Raw genomic sequence first — 17,956 nt, forward strand, 5'->3', positions numbered from 1 at the left:
CACCAAAGGTGACCGGCCGCCGTCGTCGATTAATACCGCTTCGTAGCTAGCGCCGCGGGCGAGCTGCGTCTAAGGGAGGAGCGACCGAGCAGCCGCCGCGGCACTAGCGGAGAACCTATTTCTTGCCCTGGTTGGCTACAGCCAGAATCGCATCTGCCGCAGCCTCGGGGTCCAGGTACGTGCCGCCCGGGTTGATCGGCTGGAAGTCCTCGTCCAGTTCGTAGACCAGCGGGATGCCCGTGGGGATGTTCAATCCTGCAATGGCGTCATCGCTGATGCCATCAAGGTGCTTGACCAGGGCGCGCAGGGAGTTGCCGTGCGCGGTGACCAGGACGGTCTTGCCAGCCTTGAGGTCTTCCTTGATGTCCGATTCCCAGTACGGGAGGAGGCGGACAAGGACGTCCTTGAGGCATTCGGTGCGCGGAAGGGCGTCGCCGAGGTCCTTGTAGCGGACGTCGTGTGCCTGCGAGAATTCGCTGTCGTCGGACAGGGGCGGCGGCGGGGTGTCGTAGCTGCGGCGCCATTCCATGAACTGCTCTTCGCCGAACTCGGCGAGCGTCTGGGCCTTGTCCTTGCCCTGCAGCGCACCATAGTGGCGCTCGTTGAGTCGCCAGTCGCGCTTGACGGGGATCCAGCCGCGGTCGGCCTTGTCCAGTGCCATGTTGGCAGTGTTGATGGCCCGCTTCAGGAGCGAGGTGTACAGGATGTCCGGGAGGATGTTGTTCTCAACCAGGAGTTCCCCACCGCGCACTGCTTCTTCGCGGCCTTGGTCGTTCAGGTCTACGTCCACCCAGCCGGTGAACAGGTTCTTGGCGTTCCAGTCGCTGTGGCCGTGGCGCAGCAGAATCAGCTTGTAAGTCATGGTTTTCATCCTAGCCGAGGGGTCCTGTGCCTTGCCGGGCGTTACGTTTCTCAACGCGAGGTCACTTATGGCCCATTAGACGGCTCCGAAGGGGCCATAAGTGACCCCGCGTTGCAGGATAAAGTGGGGATCGTGGTGCAAAAAGCGGAACGGGTCAGTACGTCCCGAAGTCGAAGTGGGAAGCCTGTTGGCAACGTCACCCGCGGCACCACCAATCCGAACCGTATGCGCCGCCTCGATCGGTGGCTCGCCGGTCCGCAGGCGTGGCGGCTCCGCGCCGCCGTCGACCCCTTGGTTGTGGACCTGGGCTATGGCGCCTCGCCGGCCACCGCCGTCGAACTTTTTGAGCGTCTTCAGGCCGTCCGCGCGGATGTGCGCGTCTGCGGGATCGAGATCGAGCCTGACAGGGTGCGAACCGCTAAGGCGCTGGAACGTCCCGGGCTCAGCTTCCACGTGGGTGGTTTCGAACTGCCGGTTCCCGGTGACCCCATAGTTGTGCGGGCCTTCAACGTGCTCCGTCAGTATGAGGAAGCCGATGTGGCCGGGATCTGGCGGCTGGTTCAGTCCCGCTTGGCTCCGGGCGGCCTGTTCATTGATGGCACCTGCGATGAGATCGGTCGGTGCGTCACGTGGGTGGCACTGGATCCGGAAGGGCCCCGGAGCCTCAGTTTCTCAGTGCGGTTTGGCAATTTCGAGCTGCCGTCGGAAGTGGCCGAGAGGCTGCCTAAGGCCCTTATCCACCGCAATGTGCCTGGCGAACCCATCCATACATTCCTGCAGGCCATGGACAAGGCCTGGCTGGAAGCGGCGCCGCTGGCATCGTTCGGCAACCGGCAGCGCTGGACAGGAATGTGCCGCTTACTGCGCGACGCCGGATGGCCGCTTCAGGATGGTCCGTCGCGGTGGCGCCTGGGTGAAGTTACGGTGGACTGGGACGCGGTTGCGCCGAGGGCTGTTTACCAGGGGCCGTAAGGACCGACGTTGCGGTTGCCGCCGCTGCCTGCTTCCCGGACTGCTGGACGGACGTCCGCAAGGTACACACAGGAAGCCGTCACCGCGGCGATGCCGAACAGGCCGAGGCCGCTTCCACCGCTCAACAGGGTCAGCGCGCCGATGGCAAAGGCAACGCCGGTAAGGGCCAACCAGAACGTCTTGGTGCGCTTGGATGCGGCCACGAACAGCGTGGGCCGGTGGCGCAGGCAATCCACAAAAGCCCACAGTTCAAGGACAACGGCCACCAAGCCAAGGATGAAGTAGACCGCGTTGGTGACAATCGCGATCAAGAATTTTCCGTCCACGCCCCTTAGCCTAACTGTCCAGCGACTTCAGTGCTTGCTCAAGGTCGGACCAGAGATCTTCCACGTTCTCGATCCCGACGCTCAAACGGACCAGGTTCTCCGGGACACTGACCGGCTCAGCTGCGTGCCGACGTCGACGTTCGATCAGCGACTCAACCCCGCCCAAGGATGTCGCCGGGAGCCAGAGCTGAAGGGCACGGACCAATTCGTCGGCAGCTTCGGCGCCAGTGCGCGCATCGTCTCCGGCGATCTGGATGCAGAGGATGGAACCGAAGCCCTTCATCTGGTCCTTGGCGCGCTCATGCCCCGGGTCCGCGGGTAGGCCCGGATAGCGGATGGACTCGACCCTCGGATGGGTGCTGAGGCGCTCGGCCAGCACTGCCGCGGATGCTTGCGAACGTTCGATCCGCAGCGCAAGCGTGCGGAGTCCCCGCAGCGCCAGCCACGCTTCGAACGGGCCGGCGATGCCGCCGTGGATGATGCGGTGGTGAAGGAGCGTGGCCCGGAGTTCCGGATTGGAGGTCACCAAGGCGCCCAGGACGACGTCGGAATGGCCGGCGAGGTATTTGGTCACCGAGTGAAGCACGACGTCGGAACCCAGGCTGAGCGGCTGCTGCACCAAGGGCGTGGAGAAAGTGTTGTCCGTGACCACGATCGCGCCTACAGCGTGGGCGGCGTCGGTGAGTGCCCGGACATCGGCAATGCCAAGCATGGGGTTGGTGGGACTTTCCAGCCAGAGCAGGTCCGCGGCTTTGCCATCTGCCGGGCTGATCAAGGCCTTCACTGCTTCCGTGTCCGTAATGTCCACAATCCGGAGGTCCAGGAAGCCCTTCTCCGCGAGTTCGGTCGCCATGACCAACGAGCCCGAGTAGCTGTGTGATGGCATGACAACAACGCCACCGGCAGGTACCAAGGAGAGGGCCGAGCTGACGGCCGCAAGCCCGGATGCATAGAGCAAGCCGGGCAGGGCAGCGCCTTCCAGCTTGCCCAGGGCGTCCTCGAACGGGTCCCAGGTGGGGTTGGCGTAGCGACCATAACCGCGATCGCCGTCACCCAGAGAACCAGTTCCAAAGTATGTGGAGGACAGGACGATGGGCGGATTGACTGGCTCATCGTGTTTACGCTCGGGGCGGCCAGCGGCCACCACAACGGTTTCCGGGGACAAATCGGCAGCGCGCTGATCGGAAAGGCTCATGGTTTCAGGGTAGTCGTGGGCGAGCCTGTGGATGAAAGCCGTTACGGTTTGCCCCTGATCGGTAGGCTAGACAGGTGAGTATTCAGAGCCCCGGTCTTTTCATCGCGTTCGAAGGCGGAGACGGAGCGGGCAAGTCCACCCAGGCTGCCCGGCTCTGCGACGCCCTTGAAGCGCGGGGCCTGTCCGTGCTGCGCACCCGCGAACCGGGCGGGACTCCCATTGGAGAAAAGCTGCGCTCCCTTGTCCTGGACCATGGCCACGGCACCATCGATGCCCGCACGGAGGCCCTGATGTTCGCCGCGGCGCGTGCAGCGCACGCCAGCCAGGTGATCCGCCCGGCGCTTGCAGCAGGGCGGGTGGTCATCACGGACCGCTACATTGATTCGTCTGTTGCCTATCAGGGGGCTGGCCGCGGGCTTGGGGCAGAAGGCGTTTTGTCCCTCAACGAATGGGCCACGGAAGGCCTGCATCCGGACCTGACGGTACTGCTCGACGTCGAGCCTTCCGACGGCCGCGAACGCCGCACCGCCGGGGCGGCTGCTGAGGACCGTTTGGAATCCGAACCCGACGCGTTCCATTCCACCATCCGCCATGCTTTCCTCGACCTCGCAGCCGCTGCTCCCTCCGGTTACATGGTGCTGCCGGCCAAGTCCGACATTGCCTCGCTGGCCGCGCAGATCCTTGAACGGGTGGAGGCCTTGCTGGCTGAGCGCGGGCTGGGCGAGCGGGTTTCAGGGAACCATCTGTGAGCGTCTGGGACGACCTCCAAGGCCAGGCACCGGTCGTTGCCCAACTGAAGCAGGCAGCCCAGGGCGAATCCGGCCTCACTCACGCCTGGCTCTTTACCGGCCCTCCGGGCTCGGGCCGTTCCAATGCTGCCAAGGCTTTCGCTGCCGCGCTGAACTGCGAGCAGGACGACGTCACTTTGCGGGGCTGCGGCGAGTGCGCCGCATGCCACACGATCCTCGGCGAGACCCATTCTGATGTCACGTTCGTGCGGACCGAAAAGGTCACCATCACCATTGACGAGGCCCGCGAACTTGTTTCAAAGGCTGGTGACCGCCCCGCCACTGGCCGTTGGCGGATCATCATCGTTGAGGACGCGGACCGCATGGCGGAACGAACCACCAACGTCCTGTTGAAGGCCATCGAAGAACCAACTCCGCGTACCATCTGGATGCTGTGCGCGCCATCGCCAGCAGACGTATTGGTCACCATCCGTTCGCGCTGCCGTCCCGTCAGTCTGCGACTTCCGCCAGCCTCCGACGTCGCCGCACTGCTGGTGAGGCGCGACGGCATTGATCCCGAACTCGCGGACCGGGCAGCACGCGCCGCGCAAAGCCACATCGGGATCGCTCGCCGCCTGGCCCGGGATGCGGACGCCCGCGAACGCCGCCTCGAAACGGTTCGCATCCCGCTTGGGCTCCGTGGGGTTACGGCAGCGGTGATGATGGCGGAGAAGCTCGTCAAAATCGCCACCGATGAAGCCAACAGCTCCAATGATGAGCGCGACGCCGCCGAAAAAATCGCGCTCCTGGCAAGCCTTGGTGCCCCGGAGTCGGGCACACTGCCACCGTCCATGCGGAGCCAGGTGAGGCAGCTTGAGGACGACCAAAAGCGCCGTGCCAAGCGCTCCATCACGGACTCGCTGGACCGCACGCTGACAGATCTGTTGTCCTTCTACCGGGACGTCCTGATCATCCAATTGGGGAACGCGGTAGAGCTGGTCAACGTTGAGCTCAAGAGCGATCTTGAAGAATACGCCGCCCGCTCAACCCCGGAAGCGACCCTCGCCCGGATGGACGCGATCAACAAGGCCCGTGTCCGCATTACCACCACCAACGTTGCGCCGCTGTTGGCGGTCGAGTCCATGGCGACGAGCCTCATCCAGCAATAGGAGAATCCATGAAGTCCGCACCTCGCCGGCCCGCCGGTACCCCCTCAAGGGACCGGTCTGTCCAGCCTGCTGCGGCCGGGGGTGGCCGGCGGGGTTTCGCGGCCCTCTGTTTGGCCCTTGCTTCCGTGCTGGTGCTCAGTGCCTGCTCCTTGCCGTTCCTTCCAACACCAACTGCGAAGCCGAGCACCAGCACTGTCGACCCGTCCATTGCAGCGTCCGCGCCTAAAGGCCTCGAAAAGTACTACTCACAGTCCGTGAAATGGAGCTCGTGTGAGGACGGCTTCCAGTGTGCTGAGGTCAAGGTTCCCTTGGATTACGGCAATCCGGACTCCGCCGAGATCACGCTGTCCGCCATTAAATTGCCCAGCACTGGCACCAAGAAGGGCTCCATCCTGGTCAATCCCGGAGGCCCGGGCGGCTCGGGTGTCGATTTCGTCAAGGACGCGGGAAACACCCACTTCACTGAAAAGCTCCGCGGCAACTTCGACATGGTGGGCTTCGACCCCCGCGGCGTCAAGCGGTCTGCTCCGGTCACGTGCCTGTCAGATGCAGAACGCGATGCCGCCCGTGCGAAAGTATTCCGGGAGGACACTGACGAGGGCCTGGCCGCCGCTTTGGCCTTCAACAAGTCCCTGGCTGAGAAGTGCGTAGAGAAGACCGGACCCGTGCTGGAGCACATTGATACCGTCAGTGCTGCCAAGGACCTGGACGTCCTGCGTGCCGTTGTCAACGATGCCAAGCTCAATTACCTTGGCTATTCCTACGGCACTTTCCTCGGCTCCACGTACGCGTCGCTGTTCCCAGAGAACGTCGGGCACCTGGTATTGGACGGCGCCGTTGATCCGTCCATCAGCAATGAGGAACTGACTGCGGGGCAGGCAAAAGCGTTTGAAAAGGCCCTCCGCACGTACGTTGACGACTGCCTTGGTCAAAAGGACTGCCCCCTCAGTGGGTCCGTTGACAACGGGGTCCGGGAAATCAGGGATCTCATCAACGCAGTGGACCAGAACCCCCAAACAGCCAAGGACGGGAGGCTGGTGACCGGGACGGAGTTTGTCAACGGGCTCTTCCTCCCGCTCTACGACAACCAAAGCTGGCCAGCATTAACCCAGGCCCTGGACAGTGCCTTCTCCGGTGACGTCTCCCAGATGATGCGCATCGCCGATCTCGGCGCGGACCGCGAGGCCAACGGTACGTACAGTTCAAACTCCGCATTCGCGTTCCAGGCCATCAACTGCCTCGACTACCCGATGGTCACTGACACCGCGGGGATGAGGGCCGAGGAAGCCCGGCTCAAGCAGGAATCTCCAACTTTCGGCGCATTCTTCGCCTACGGAGGGGTCACCTGCAAGGACTGGCCGTACAAGAACACCCGCACACCTGCCCCGGTGGACTACAAGGGCTCCGCCCCTATCGTCGTTATCGGCACCACTGGAGACCCGGCCACTCCCCTCGAGTGGGCACAGTCCCTGCGCAAACAGCTTGAAAACGCCGCGCTGGTCACGTGGGAAGGCGAGGGCCACACAGCCTACGGTCGCTCGAACTCCTGCGTCAGCACCGCCGTCGACGATTACTTTGTTGACGGCAAGCTGCCGCAGGACGGGCTCCAGTGCTAGGTCCGCGTTGACCTAAGCCGTGCCGTTAGAGGTGCCTGGCTTCGCGTTTCTCCAGCAGGAGCGGGAGCTGCTTGATGGAATCCACGACGACGGTGGCCCCCGCTGCGCGGAGCGTCGCCTCCGAGTGGGAGCCTGTGAGGACGCCGGCAATCAGCGACGCGCCTGAGCGAACCCCAGAGAGCATGTCCGAGCTGGTGTCTCCGATCACGGCCACCTCACGAACATCGTCCAGGTCCAAGGCCAGCAACGCCGTCAGGATCATGTCCGGGTAGGGCCGGCCACGTCCGGCATCTGCCGGGCACAAGCTGAGATCAGCCAAGCCCATCCAACCCAGGGATTCGAGGACCATGTTCTGCGTGTGGCGGCCAAAGCCCGTGGCGAGGCAAACCTGCATGCCGGACTCCCGCATCCAGATAATGGCGTCCTCCGCGCCTGGAATCGCGCGGATACCACCATCTTCAATCAACTCGTCGTAAGCCTTCTCGAAGACCTTGTTTGCGCTCTCGGCCACTGTGGGGTCGCCAAAAAGGTCCCCGAAGACGGCCATTTTCGAAAAGCCCATGGTGTCGCGTGCGTAACCGAGCATGCTCTCGAAGCGGCTGCTGCCGGGTTCTACGCCGTGCTCGGCCAAGGCACGGGACAGGGCCCGTTCCGTCCGCCCCTCGTCAGTAATGGTTGTCCCCACCATGTCCACCACAGCCAGCCGCAGCCGGGTGGGAGTGTTGTTGGTGTCCCTGGTCATTGCATCCCCGGTCATAGAGCGGCTCCTTCGGCTGGTTTGCGTGGCTGGATGTAACCGACCATCGTTGATTTCCCAGCCTCCGGCGGCGGAGAGAAGGCCGCCTGAACCCGGCCCGACATGCAGGTGAACATCCCCGCAACGGCCGCCACCGCCCTCGTTTTGACCCGGGCGCGGTGCCTCTATTACAGTTATGTCTTGCGTGATCGCCCGGGAAACCGGTGATGAACGCGGTGCTTCCTTAGCTCAGTCGGTAGAGCGTTTCACTCGTAATGAAAAGGTCATCAGTTCGATTCTGATAGGAAGCTCGGTAGAAGAGGCCCCGATCCCACTAACCACAAGGGATCGGGGCCTCTTGCATTCCCTCGCCAATCACTCGGAAGCTGCCTAAGGGTAGCCAATGGTGTAGCCGGCGACACCCATATTCATCCACGCCATACCAATTGGGTGACGCCCCCGAAATCCAAGCGTCCTCAGTCCGTTTCCGCGTCCTCAGGGAATTTGCGCGTCATCAGCCGAAATCTGAGGTGGCGCGCGCGGCCAGGCCAGTACCGCCGTCGCGCGTTAACGGCAGGTGCCCCGCCCCAGGTAAGGGAGCGGGGCACCTGGTTCAGGCTTCGGGCTTAGGCGAAGTCGGAGACTGCGGGGTCGGGGCCGATGCGGCCTTCGGCGCCGCGGTCCAAACCATTGATTGCCTCGACGTCGGCCTCGTCCAGTTTGACGTCCAAGGCGGCGAAGTTCTCCTGGATACGGGACTCCGTAACGGACTTGGGGATCACGACGTTGCCGATGGCCAGGTGCCAAGCTATGACTACCTGGGCCGGGGTGGCGTCATGCTTGGCTGCGATTTCGGCCACTGTGGCGTTCTCCAACAATTCCCCACCTTGGCCAAGCGGCGACCAAGCCTGCGTCAGGATGCCCTGGGAGGCGTTGAACGCGCGCAGTTCGGCCTGGTTAAAGAACGGGTGAAGTTCCACCTGGTTGATGGCCGGAACAACCCCGGTTTCATCGATGATGCGCTGCAGACCCTCAACCGTGAAGTTGGAAACACCGATGGACCTGACCCGGCCGCGCTTCTTCAGCTCGATCAGGGCCTTCCAGGTGTCCACGAACTTGTCCTGCTTGGGCTGCTGCCAGTGGATGAGGTAGAGATCCAGGGTCTCAAGGCCCAGGCGGTCCATGGATTCCTCGAACGCGGCAAGCGTGGGCTCATAGCCTTGGTCGGCGTTCCAGAGCTTGGTGGTGATGAAGATTTCTTCGGCGGAAAGGCCAGAGGAAGCGATAGCGCGGCCTACGCCAGACTCGTTCCCGTAAATTTTTGCGGTGTCGATGTGGCGGAATCCGGCTTCGAATGCCTGGCGCACAACTTTTTCGGCTACATCGTCTTCAACTTGCCACACCCCGTAGCCGAGCTGGGGGATGGTGTTGCCGTCGTTGAAAGTAAGTGTTGGTGACGAAGTCATGTGTGCCATCCTGCCAGCAACGAGTTGCCTGAGGCACCAAATATTACAGAGATCAGCTATCCGCTTAACTGCTTGCAATCTAGAAATACAGGCGAGCGCCAGTATTTGCAAACGCTTCCTTTATTGGATCCCTTGCGCCTGCAGTTGGCGTTCGGCGTCGGCCACCTGCTCGAAGACCGACTCCGCCCGGCGCCTAACGGACAACGCGCCCACCGGTACGGGTCCAACGGCGAGCCGAAGCATGGCCGCCGCTTCTGCCGTAGTGGCCAAGGAATTTCCAGCCTTGGACAGAGCGCGGTGAACACCGGCGAGTGAACCAGGAACGTCCAAGCCATCGCTCGGCGCCCTCTTTTGGGCTTCGACACAGATGATCCTCACACGAGGAGACAACTCAGCCAGCTCATTCGCGATCTCCACGAGCTCGTTGTAGAGCTGGTCGTCGTCGACACCCTCAAGGACCTGGTGGTACCGGTCCAATCCGCGGTGAAAGCGATCGTGGGCGCGGCGCCAGAGCCCCTTCCCCAGCTCAAGATCGTCCTTCCGCCCTTGCCGGACGGCCCCAAAGAAACCCACAGTCAAGCTCAGAGGTACTGGCCCGGGCCATGGTCCGGATCTTCTGGCCGGCCCTGGGCGGCCGCACCGGGAACACCCGGTGCAGCGGCCCGCTGGGGTTGACCATTTTCGCCGATGACAATACCGGGCGCAATGACAGTTCCCGGGGGAAGCTGACGCAGTTGCATCTGTGCCTTGGCGGCCTGCTGTGCCGCTACAGCAGCCTGGATGCCATGGAACAGGCCCTCCAACCAGCCGACAAGCTGGGCCTGGGCGATACGAAGCTCTGCATCCGATGGTGCCTTCTCATCGGGGAAAGGAAGACTGATGCGTTCCAGCTCTTCGATGAGCTCTGGAGCCAATCCATCCTCGAGTTCCTTGATGGAGCGCTCGTGAATCTCTGCCAGCCTGCCCCGGGCTGCATCGTCCAGCGGCGCACTCTTCACCTCTTCAAGGAGCTGGCGGATCATGGTCCCGATCCTCATTACCTTGGCCGGCTCGTCAACAAGTTCCTGGAGGTTCGTGCCCTTGGGCTTGCCATCCTTGACAGGGACTCCCTTGCCAGGCTGCTGTTCGCCGGGCGCGACTGTGCCCTCCTCCAAGGTGGTTCCCTCCACGGGGGTGTCGTCCGAAGCCTCATCCGTGGGCTGAATGTCGTTCAGATCGCTCATCCGTTCATACTCTCATGCGGTTTACGGGAACCAGGGTCCAGGACCGGATTTTGGACTTCGTTCGTAGCGAAACTTCAGCAGCAGCGGCCCTGGGGATTGCTGTCCTGCCGGTCCATCCGGTCCCGCCAGAACTCGCGTTCGGTCATGGCAGGACCGGAGTGGCCCGTGGACGTGAAGTGCTCAAGGTACTTCCGGTAAGCGTCAGCGCCCATGAGTGAGCTCATGTACGCTGCTAAGCCCCGTAACCCCTTTGCTATGGAAATCACTGGTGATGCCCGGCCTTTTGTGTCCGCTGAGCGGCCGGCAAGGCATTCCATTCGGCCAGCAAATCCTTCTCTGCGGAGGTCGGGAACAGCCCGGCAGGGGCAAAGACCTTGGAAGGCAAAGCCGGATCCTCGTGGTCCTTCCCGCCACCGGCACGGAAAGCCCTGACTGTCGCCACCACTGCAGTGATGATCACAACGATGCTCAAAGCGACAAAGATGACCGAAAGCACGCCTTGAATCGCAGTATTGCGGACCACCGCTTCCATGGCTGCGACTGTCTTTGCCGTCCCGAACTGCGTTTTGCCATCTGCCAGGGCTTTCGCAAATGCCTGGTTGTTGGCGAAGTAGCCCACTGCCGGAACCGGCGAGAAGATCTTGTGGAAGCTGGCTGTGACGGTGACAACGGCTGCGAAGGCCAAGGGCACTGCCACTATCCAGAGGTAACGGAAGGCCCCGCGCTTGGCCGCGATGGCCATGCACACCGCCAGGGCAATTGCGGCCAGCAGCTGATTTGCGATGCCGAACAAGGGGAAGAACGTATTGATGCCGCCCAGTGGATCCGTCACGCCCAGCAACAGTACGGCGCCCCAGGCTCCCACCATGATGGCCGTGCACAGCCAAGCGCCCGGGCGCCAGGCGGGCTCCTTGAACTTTGGCACGAAGTTGCCGATGGAGTCCTGCAGCATGAAGCGTGCCACGCGGGTTCCGGCGTCAACGGCCGTCAGAATGAAGAGTGCCTCGAACATGATGGCGAAGTGGTACCAGAAAGCCATCATTGCTGGGCCGCCGATGAACTGCTGCATGATGTGGGCCAGGCCAACCGCCAAGGTAGGGGCTCCACCCGAGCGCGAAATGATGCTCTCCTCTCCCACGTCCTTGGCAGTCTGCGCCAAAAGATCAGGAGTGATGTTGACGTTGGCCAGGCCAAGGCTGTTCACCCACTGGGCAGCGGATTCAACGGTGCCACCGGTAAGTGCCAGTGGCGCGTTCATGGCGAAGTAGATGCCGCGATCGATCGAAATGGCAGCTACCAGCGCCATGATGGCCACGAAAGACTCCATCAACATTCCGCCGTAGCCGATGAAGCGGGTCTGACGTTCCTTCTCGATCAGTTTGGGAGTGGTCCCCGACGAGATCAGTGCATGGAAACCGGACAAGGCACCACACGCGATGGTGACGAAGAGGAACGGGAAGAGCGCCCCCGAGAAGACCGGGCCGTTCTCACGGCCCGCGAACTCGCTGAACGCCGGGACGCTGATTTCCGGGCGGACCACGATGATGGCGACAGCGAGCATCACGATCACGCCGATTTTCATGAACGTAGACAAATAGTCACGCGGCGCAAGGAGCAACCACACAGGCAGGATGGCCGCGATGAAACCGTAGACGATGAGGCCCCAGGCGATGGTGAGCTTGTCCAGGTGGAACAAGGCCGCGCCCCAATCGGTGCCGGCCACGGCACCCCCACCAATAATGGCTGCCATCAACAGAACGAAGCCAATGATGGAGACTTCCATGACCTTGCCCGGACGAAGATAACGCAGGTAGACACCCATGAAGAGTGCAATGGGAATTGTCATGCCCACCGAGAACACGCCCCACGGGCTTTCGCCCAGGGCGTTAACCACCACCAAGGCAAGAATGGCCACGATGATGATCATGATGAGCAGCGTTGCCACGAGCGCCGCAGTGCCACCAATGACACCGAGTTCCTCACGGGCCATCTGGCCCAGTGAGCGGCCACCGCGCCGCATGGAGAAGAACATGACCAGATAGTCCTGCACCGCGCCGGCAAGAACGACGCCGATGATGATCCAGATAGTGCCGGGGAGATAGCCCATCTGTGCTGCAATGATCGGACCCACCAAGGGTCCGGCCCCCGCGATGGCCGCGAAGTGGTGACCAAACAAGACGTTGCGGTCAGTGCGGACGTAGTCCTTGCCGTCGGCCTTGTATTCGGCCGGAGTGGCGCGCCGGTCGTTGGGCCTAAGGAGGTACCGCTCAATGACCTTCGAGTAGAAGCGGTAGCCGATCAGGTAGGTGCACACGGCTGCGAAAACAAACCAAATGGCGTTGACGGTCTCGCCGCGGACCAATGCCAGCATGAACCAGGCAACGGCCCCCAGCAGGGAAATCGCTACCCAGATTGCGATCCTCGCCGGAGTCCACCTCCGGTCATCGGCTTCCAGAACAGACTCGTCCACGGCGGTTGGGGGCAGCGTATGATCGGCGCCCTTCACTTCTTCTGTTCGATCAAGTTCTGTTCGATCAAGTTCTGCTCGGTCAAGTTCCGTTTGGTCAGGTTCTGTATGGTCAGGGGTCATGCCCGTGTCTCCTCCTTGAGAACTGCTGCGGTGGTGGCCGCGGGTGCGCTGAACAGTCAGGGCACGCTAACAAAGAGGACATACAGAACGTGCAGGTGACACCGGAACGCCCATGGTCCTGCGATAAGCGGTAGTACCCCTGCGGTGGGCGTACTAACTGAGCCCTCTGTTGCCCTGCGACTGAACCATGCGCGCCTCGCAAAGATCCAGCCAGCGCACTTCCGCCTCGGCTTGAAAGATCAGGGAATCGAGCACCAGGAGCCATGCGGTGTCTGAGGAGCGTTGGTTGGCTGAGACGGCCTTCCGCGTTTGCGTATGTTCCTGCAGGGCGCGAACGGAAACTTCGCGCTGGGACTGGATGACTGCAGAGGCGTCCACGCCCGGCAACGTCACGGCGAGCGCAAGCTTGATCGCAATTTCATTCCTCGGCGGGTTGTCGCGGTCGACGGCTCCCTCAAACCAGGCCGCAACTTCCTCGACCCCGGCTTCAGTGATGCTGTAAACCACGTGGCCGCCGCCGTCGTCGCCGTCTTTGCTGACAAGGCCATCGCGCTCAAGCCGGTCCAGCGTGGTGTACACCTGACCGATGTTCAGTGGCCAGGCAGCACCCGTGCGGTCCTCGAATTCCACGCGCAGCTCATAGCCATACCGGGGCTGGTCCTGAAGCAGGGCAAGCAGACTGTGCCGGATGGACATGAGGCTCCTCGCTACTGGGGGTGGTTGGCGGACGTCCTGCGTGGAAGGGGCTGCTGTGACTGTTAGAGGAGCAGGAGGACCTTTCCTACGTGCTCTCCGGAATCAAAGTATTCATGTGCCTCGCGGACCCGATCCATCGGAAATGATTTGGCCACCAGGGGCTTGATGCGGCCATCTGCGAGCATGGGCCACACGGACTCCCGTACGGCGGACATGATGATGCCCTTTTCGGCCACCGGCCGGGGCCGAAGGGCCGTGCCGATCACGGCGGCGCGCTTGCTGAGCAGTTGCCCCAGATTTATCTCGGCTTTGGTTCCGCCCTGCAGGCCGATGACGATCAGCCGGCCGTAGTCGGCGAGCGCTTCGATGTTTTGTTGCAGGTACTTGGCGCCCACGACGTCGAGGATCACGTCCGCGCCTTTGCCTCCGTTTTGAGCCTTGAGGCTTTCAGGGAAGTCTTCCTCGTTGTAATTGATGGCGATGTCGGCACCGAGGAAGGCCTTTGCTGTGCCAACTTTTTCGTCAGAGCCGGCGGTGGTGGCTACCTTTGCCCCGTACGCCTTGGCGAGCTGGATGGCCATGGTGCCGATGCCGCCGGTGGCGCCGTGGATGAGGACAGTCTCCCCGGGTTGTAGCTGGGCCGTCATGACGAGGTTCGAGTACACGGTTGCCGCCACCTCGGGCAGTGCCGCAGCGGTGACCAGGTCTACGCCGTCGGGTAGTCGCAGTACTTGCTCTGCGGGCACGGCGACCTGCTGGGCATATCCCCCGCCCGATAACAGCGCCACTACTTTGTCTCCCACTGAGAAGGCTTTGGTGACTCCTGGCCCGAACGCGGCGATGCGGCCGGAGACCTCCAGCCCGGGAATTTCCGAGGCCCCTGGCGGCGGCGGGTAGAAGCCGCGGCGCTGCTGGACGTCGGCACGGTTGAGGCCAGCAGCTACGACGTCGATCAGTACTTCGCCCTCGCCCGGCACCGGTGCCGGTACGTCACGGACTTCGAGGACTTCGGGTCCGCCTGGTTCGGAAATAAAGACGGCTTTCATGACGAACTCCCGGTTTCTTGCTTGTACATCCAGGCCCGGGGCAGGGACTGGAGCACGTGATGTTTTGGAACAGCCAACTCCCTATGAAACACTACTAGGCAGGGAAGGTTGTCCGAGCGGCCTAAGGAGCTGGTCTTGAAAACCAGTGTGCGGTAACCCCGTACCAAGGGTTCAAATCCCTTACCTTCCGCCAGCAGATGCCCCGGGTTCACGAACCCGGGGCATTTTTGGCTTAAAACCGGGCCAGAAGTTGGACACTCATCCGGATCTGAGAACTGACACCCAGAAGATCATTGAAACTGTCATAGCCCCCGCATAGTGTTCTGCTTGTCCTCACAACGTCGACAACAGCCGTGGCTTTCGCCGCGGAGCAAACACAGGAGCCTCACTTATGCCTAGGCCTGACATCACCACCGGCGCACCGTGCTGGATTGATCTGATGACATCTGATACGGAAAAAGCCAAGTCCTTCTACAGCGCACTCTTTGGCTGGACTTACCAGACGGGCGACCAGGAGAAGTACGGGGGCTACATCACAGCTTCCAAAGATGGGCGCATGGTTGCGGGCATCATGCAGAAGCAGGAAGACATGGGTGCCATGCCGGATGTGTGGTCAACGTACTTGCGCACGGACGACATCAAAGCCACCACCGAGGCCGCTGCCGCCAACGGTGGCCAGGTCTACCTCGAGCCCATGGATGTTCCCGAACAGGGCAGCATGGCCATGTATGGCGACTCTTCAGGTGCCTCAATCGGAGCCTGGCAGTTCGGTGAAATGAAGGGCTATGAGGTCGCGGCAGAGTCCGGTGCCCCGGCATGGCACGAGCTACTCGCGAAGGACTACGAGTCGGCCGTCAGCTTCTACCAAAACGTCTTCGGTTGGGATACTGCGGTCATGAGCGATACCCCGGAGTTCCGCTACACCACTTTGGGCGCTGGCGACGATGCCAAGGCCGGCATTATGGACGCTGGCGGTTTCCTTCCGGAGCAGGTTCCGTCCATGTGGAGCGTGTATTTCGCGGTTGACGATACCGACGCCACCGTGGAACAGGCCAAAGCCCTGGGCGCTACCGTCATGGAAGCTGCAGAAGATACTCCCTTTGGACGGTTGGCCACGTTGTCGGACCCTACAGGTGCCGTCTTCAAGGTGATCCAGAATATGACGCCAGCCAGCTAAACCACTGAACGCCCGGTTCCTGCTGGCTGCCTCCCGAGCAGAGGCAGCCAGCAGGACCCGTGCAGTGCCGGTTACTTCTTAGCCAGCTCCGGTTCCTCCGCGCGCTTGGCGTCCTTCTCGAGTTGCGTTTGGAACTCCTTACAGCGAACCAGATGTGCAGCAAAAGCAGCTAGCTGCCCAGAATGCTACGAGCGATTTCGTCCGCATCCCGCAGGGTTCGCTGGCCGCTGGCGAAAGCCTTCCCTGTCGCTGGACGCGCCTCTGCGGCAATGGCTGTTCCCCACTGAGTGGCCGACAATTGCAGCCCCAAAACATACATCCCCCGGGTCACAGAGCCGTTTGACGCCACAGGCCTATACGGGTGCGGTTCCACATCCAGTCCCGTGGTCTGCACCGGCGTACCCTCGGCGCTCATCATGATTTTGGTTCGGACGAGGCCGTCGGCCATGAGTTGTTCCAGGAGTGGAGAAATATTCATGCCCACCCGGTTGGCCGGCGACATCGCTTCAATCAAAGTGGGCGCCTCGGCGGGCTTGTCGTGGACCCACGGCGAGACCGCCCGGAAAACCTTGGCGCTTCTATCCACACTGAACTTCGGGTCCGGCCCAACGAAACCAACGACGCCGGCACGCGCCAAAGCAGCCAGCTGCTCCGAACGCAGTGCCGGGGCCCCGCTCGCAAGGCCTTCGACGAACGATTCGAACCATCCGCGCAATTCAGCGACCCACGATTCGTCCGTGATACCACCATCAGCCACAACGGACTTCAGGATCGCCCTGCCAGTGTGCAGGGCGCCAATTGCCATTTTCACGGGATCCGCTTCGCCCAGTGCGGAGCGTCGTGCATCGTCGTCAAGATATGCCGTTACGGCCAGATCCAGTTCCCGGCGGGACGCGAACGTCCGGCCGGCCAACGGCGCAGCGAGCCCGCGGACATTGAGTCGGCGGGAGGCAACCACATGCTTGTCCACCAAGGCTGCGACATCGCTTTCCCACTTGGCAGTGGTGTGGGCGTGGGGCTGCAAAGCATCCACGAGGTCTGCGAGGAACTGCGCCGCATCGCGAATAGCGGCAGGCTGCGACCTTGCCAGGGTGGAGTAATAGGCCCACAGGGCGTCGCGGTGCAGCAGTGGCCAAAGATCATGGTCGAATCCGGGCTGGATACCGGCTGCTCTGAAACGGTCCACCGCTGCCTCAGTCAGATAACGCATGGTGATGCTGCGGGGGTAATACCCTGTCAGGCCGGCCTTTGCCCGATACGGGGTGCCCCGCCGGGACGCTGCGATGATCCGGGGTTCCCTGCCAGAGGGCCGGTACTCGAGAACTCCGGCTCCCGGTACGCCGGCTTCGACGAACTTGCCCCCGCGCCCCTCAGTCAGCTGGCCCATGACATCGAAGAAATTCAGTCCCATCCCACGCACCAGGACGGGCTCGTTATCCGGCACCCGCTGCCAGTCGACGTCGGCCGGCGGTGCAGGCGGGAAATAGAGGAGGCCGTGTTCATCGGCCGCCCGTTGGAACGAACGCTGCTCGGGATTCAAACGGGACTCGATATGCCCCAGCGCGAGGACCACGGAGCCGACGGTGAGCGTAGAGCCGTCGGCGAGTTCGACGTCGAACGCTTGCCCAGTTGTGATGCCTGAGCTGGCCGGGACCGGGCGTGCCGCTACGGCGGTCGTCTCATGGAAGGTGACCTCCACGCCGTCGGGAATTCGCTGAAGCAGCTCTGCCAAAGTCTGCCGCAGGTACCGTCCGTAGAGCGCCCGGCTGGGAAAATCGTGGGATTCGAGCGTGGCCAACTCCGCCTTTTCGGCATCGTCCAGGCCCTCTCCATCACGACGTCGGGCAGCGCGCCACTGGTCGAAGGAACCGCCTGCGAGGGGCGGCGCGAGCTTGGGGTCTTCAGGGATGAGCGTCGGATAGAACGCCTGCGTGTTCATCAGGTACAGCCTGGACTGCTCCGGCTGCCACACATGGCCTGACGCGGCAGGAAAAGGATCCACAACGTGGATGTGCAGTGTGCGGGACCGTGTATCGGTCCCGCTCGTGGCCCCCGCAGCCCAATTCGCGAGCAACCGCTCAAGGACACTCGTGCCCCGGGGGCCGGCCCCAATGAGGGCAACACGATTGATTTGCGATTTAGCCACGCTCAAGC

General features: G+C 62.4%; 17 protein-coding genes and 2 tRNA genes. 7 read left to right on the forward strand and 12 right to left on the reverse strand.

Annotation, left to right across the window (positions count from 1 at the left end; all coding sequences use genetic code 11):
• Positions 1–115: 115 nt before the first annotated feature.
• Positions 116–862 (reverse strand): phosphoglyceromutase, encoded by a 747-nt coding sequence (locus AB4Z15_RS11180; protein ID WP_431118414.1) that lies wholly within the window; start codon positions 860–862, stop codon positions 116–118.
• 132 nt (positions 863–994) lie between these two features.
• On the opposite strand from AB4Z15_RS11180, the gene AB4Z15_RS11185 reads away from it, so the two are divergent.
• Positions 995–1,834, forward strand: a complete 840-nt coding sequence (locus tag AB4Z15_RS11185; RefSeq protein ID WP_442017330.1) for a class I SAM-dependent methyltransferase — start codon at positions 995–997, stop codon at positions 1,832–1,834.
• Here AB4Z15_RS11185 and AB4Z15_RS11190 read toward each other — a convergent pair.
• Positions 1,819–2,160 (reverse strand): DUF2516 family protein, encoded by a 342-nt coding sequence (locus AB4Z15_RS11190; protein ID WP_216921243.1) that lies wholly within the window; start codon positions 2,158–2,160, stop codon positions 1,819–1,821. The genes AB4Z15_RS11185 and AB4Z15_RS11190 overlap by 16 nt on opposite strands.
• 10 nt (positions 2,161–2,170) lie before the next feature.
• Complete coding sequence (locus tag AB4Z15_RS11195; RefSeq protein ID WP_442017331.1) at positions 2,171–3,355, reverse strand: trans-sulfuration enzyme family protein; 1,185 nt, start codon at positions 3,353–3,355, stop codon at positions 2,171–2,173.
• Positions 3,356–3,429: 74 nt separating this feature from the next.
• Here AB4Z15_RS11195 and tmk point away from each other — a divergent pair, with 74 nt between their 5' ends.
• The 3 genes from tmk to AB4Z15_RS11210 are packed head-to-tail and all read left to right on the forward strand — an operon-like array spanning position 3,430 to position 6,868.
• Positions 3,430–4,104 carry a dTMP kinase gene (tmk, locus tag AB4Z15_RS11200; protein ID WP_442017332.1) on the forward strand — a complete coding sequence of 225 codons (675 nt, stop codon included), beginning with the start codon at positions 3,430–3,432 and terminating at the stop codon, positions 4,102–4,104.
• Positions 4,101–5,252: a DNA polymerase III subunit delta' gene (locus AB4Z15_RS11205; RefSeq protein WP_442017333.1), complete on the forward strand. Its 1,152-nt coding sequence runs from the start codon at positions 4,101–4,103 to the stop codon at positions 5,250–5,252. Before tmk ends, AB4Z15_RS11205 begins: the two co-directional genes overlap by 4 nt.
• 8 nt (positions 5,253–5,260) lie before the next feature.
• Positions 5,261–6,868 (forward strand): alpha/beta hydrolase, encoded by a 1,608-nt coding sequence (locus AB4Z15_RS11210; protein ID WP_442017334.1) that lies wholly within the window; start codon positions 5,261–5,263, stop codon positions 6,866–6,868.
• 25 nt (positions 6,869–6,893) lie between these two features.
• Here AB4Z15_RS11210 and AB4Z15_RS11215 read toward each other — a convergent pair whose 3' ends face one another.
• Positions 6,894–7,625, reverse strand: coding sequence for an HAD family hydrolase (locus tag AB4Z15_RS11215; RefSeq protein WP_442004774.1), 732 nt, complete (start codon positions 7,623–7,625; stop codon positions 6,894–6,896).
• Between the two features lie 217 nt (positions 7,626–7,842).
• Between AB4Z15_RS11215 and AB4Z15_RS11220 the strand changes: the two genes are divergently transcribed.
• A tRNA-Thr gene (locus AB4Z15_RS11220) sits at positions 7,843–7,915 on the forward strand.
• Positions 7,916–8,230: 315 nt separating this feature from the next.
• Here AB4Z15_RS11220 and AB4Z15_RS11225 read toward each other — a convergent pair.
• From AB4Z15_RS11225 to AB4Z15_RS11255, 7 genes are all read right to left on the reverse strand, one after another.
• A complete protein-coding gene (locus tag AB4Z15_RS11225; RefSeq protein ID WP_442017335.1) occupies positions 8,231–9,070 on the reverse strand; it encodes an aldo/keto reductase in 840 nt (279 codons plus the stop codon).
• Between the two features lie 120 nt (positions 9,071–9,190).
• Positions 9,191–9,643 carry a hypothetical protein gene (locus AB4Z15_RS11230; RefSeq protein WP_442017443.1) on the reverse strand — a complete coding sequence of 151 codons (453 nt, stop codon included), beginning with the start codon at positions 9,641–9,643 and terminating at the stop codon, positions 9,191–9,193.
• An 8-nt stretch (positions 9,644–9,651) separates the two neighbouring features.
• Positions 9,652–10,293 (reverse strand): bacterial proteasome activator family protein, encoded by a 642-nt coding sequence (locus AB4Z15_RS11235; RefSeq protein WP_442017336.1) that lies wholly within the window; start codon positions 10,291–10,293, stop codon positions 9,652–9,654.
• A 74-nt stretch (positions 10,294–10,367) separates the two neighbouring features.
• Positions 10,368–10,610, reverse strand: coding sequence for a YbdD/YjiX family protein (locus AB4Z15_RS11240; protein ID WP_442017337.1), 243 nt, complete (start codon positions 10,608–10,610; stop codon positions 10,368–10,370).
• Entirely contained in the window at positions 10,556–12,883 is a 2,328-nt protein-coding gene (locus tag AB4Z15_RS11245) for a carbon starvation CstA family protein (protein WP_442017338.1), read from the reverse strand. The genes AB4Z15_RS11240 and AB4Z15_RS11245 overlap by 55 nt, the downstream gene beginning before the upstream one ends.
• A 153-nt stretch (positions 12,884–13,036) precedes the next feature.
• A complete protein-coding gene (locus AB4Z15_RS11250; protein WP_442017339.1) occupies positions 13,037–13,579 on the reverse strand; it encodes a PadR family transcriptional regulator in 543 nt (180 codons plus the stop codon).
• Positions 13,580–13,641: 62 nt separating this feature from the next.
• Positions 13,642–14,625 (reverse strand): NAD(P)H-quinone oxidoreductase, encoded by a 984-nt coding sequence (locus tag AB4Z15_RS11255; protein ID WP_442017340.1) that lies wholly within the window; start codon positions 14,623–14,625, stop codon positions 13,642–13,644.
• Between the two features lie 102 nt (positions 14,626–14,727).
• Here AB4Z15_RS11255 and AB4Z15_RS11260 point away from each other — a divergent pair.
• Positions 14,728–14,818, forward strand: a tRNA-Ser gene (locus AB4Z15_RS11260).
• A gap of 198 nt (positions 14,819–15,016) precedes the next feature.
• Positions 15,017–15,802 carry a VOC family protein gene (locus tag AB4Z15_RS11265; RefSeq protein ID WP_442017341.1) on the forward strand — a complete coding sequence of 262 codons (786 nt, stop codon included), beginning with the start codon at positions 15,017–15,019 and terminating at the stop codon, positions 15,800–15,802.
• Positions 15,803–15,971: 169 nt separating this feature from the next.
• Here the strand turns inward: AB4Z15_RS11265 and AB4Z15_RS11270 are convergent, their stop codons facing one another.
• The gene (locus tag AB4Z15_RS11270) at positions 15,972–17,948 is read right to left on the reverse strand and encodes an FAD/NAD(P)-binding protein (protein ID WP_442017342.1); all 1,977 of its coding nucleotides are present in this window, start codon (positions 17,946–17,948) and stop codon (positions 15,972–15,974) included.
• Between the last annotated feature and the right edge of the window lie 8 nt (positions 17,949–17,956).

Source organism: Paenarthrobacter sp. 2TAF44 (assembly GCF_052114885.1).
Taxonomy (GTDB): domain Bacteria; phylum Actinomycetota; class Actinomycetes; order Actinomycetales; family Micrococcaceae; genus Arthrobacter.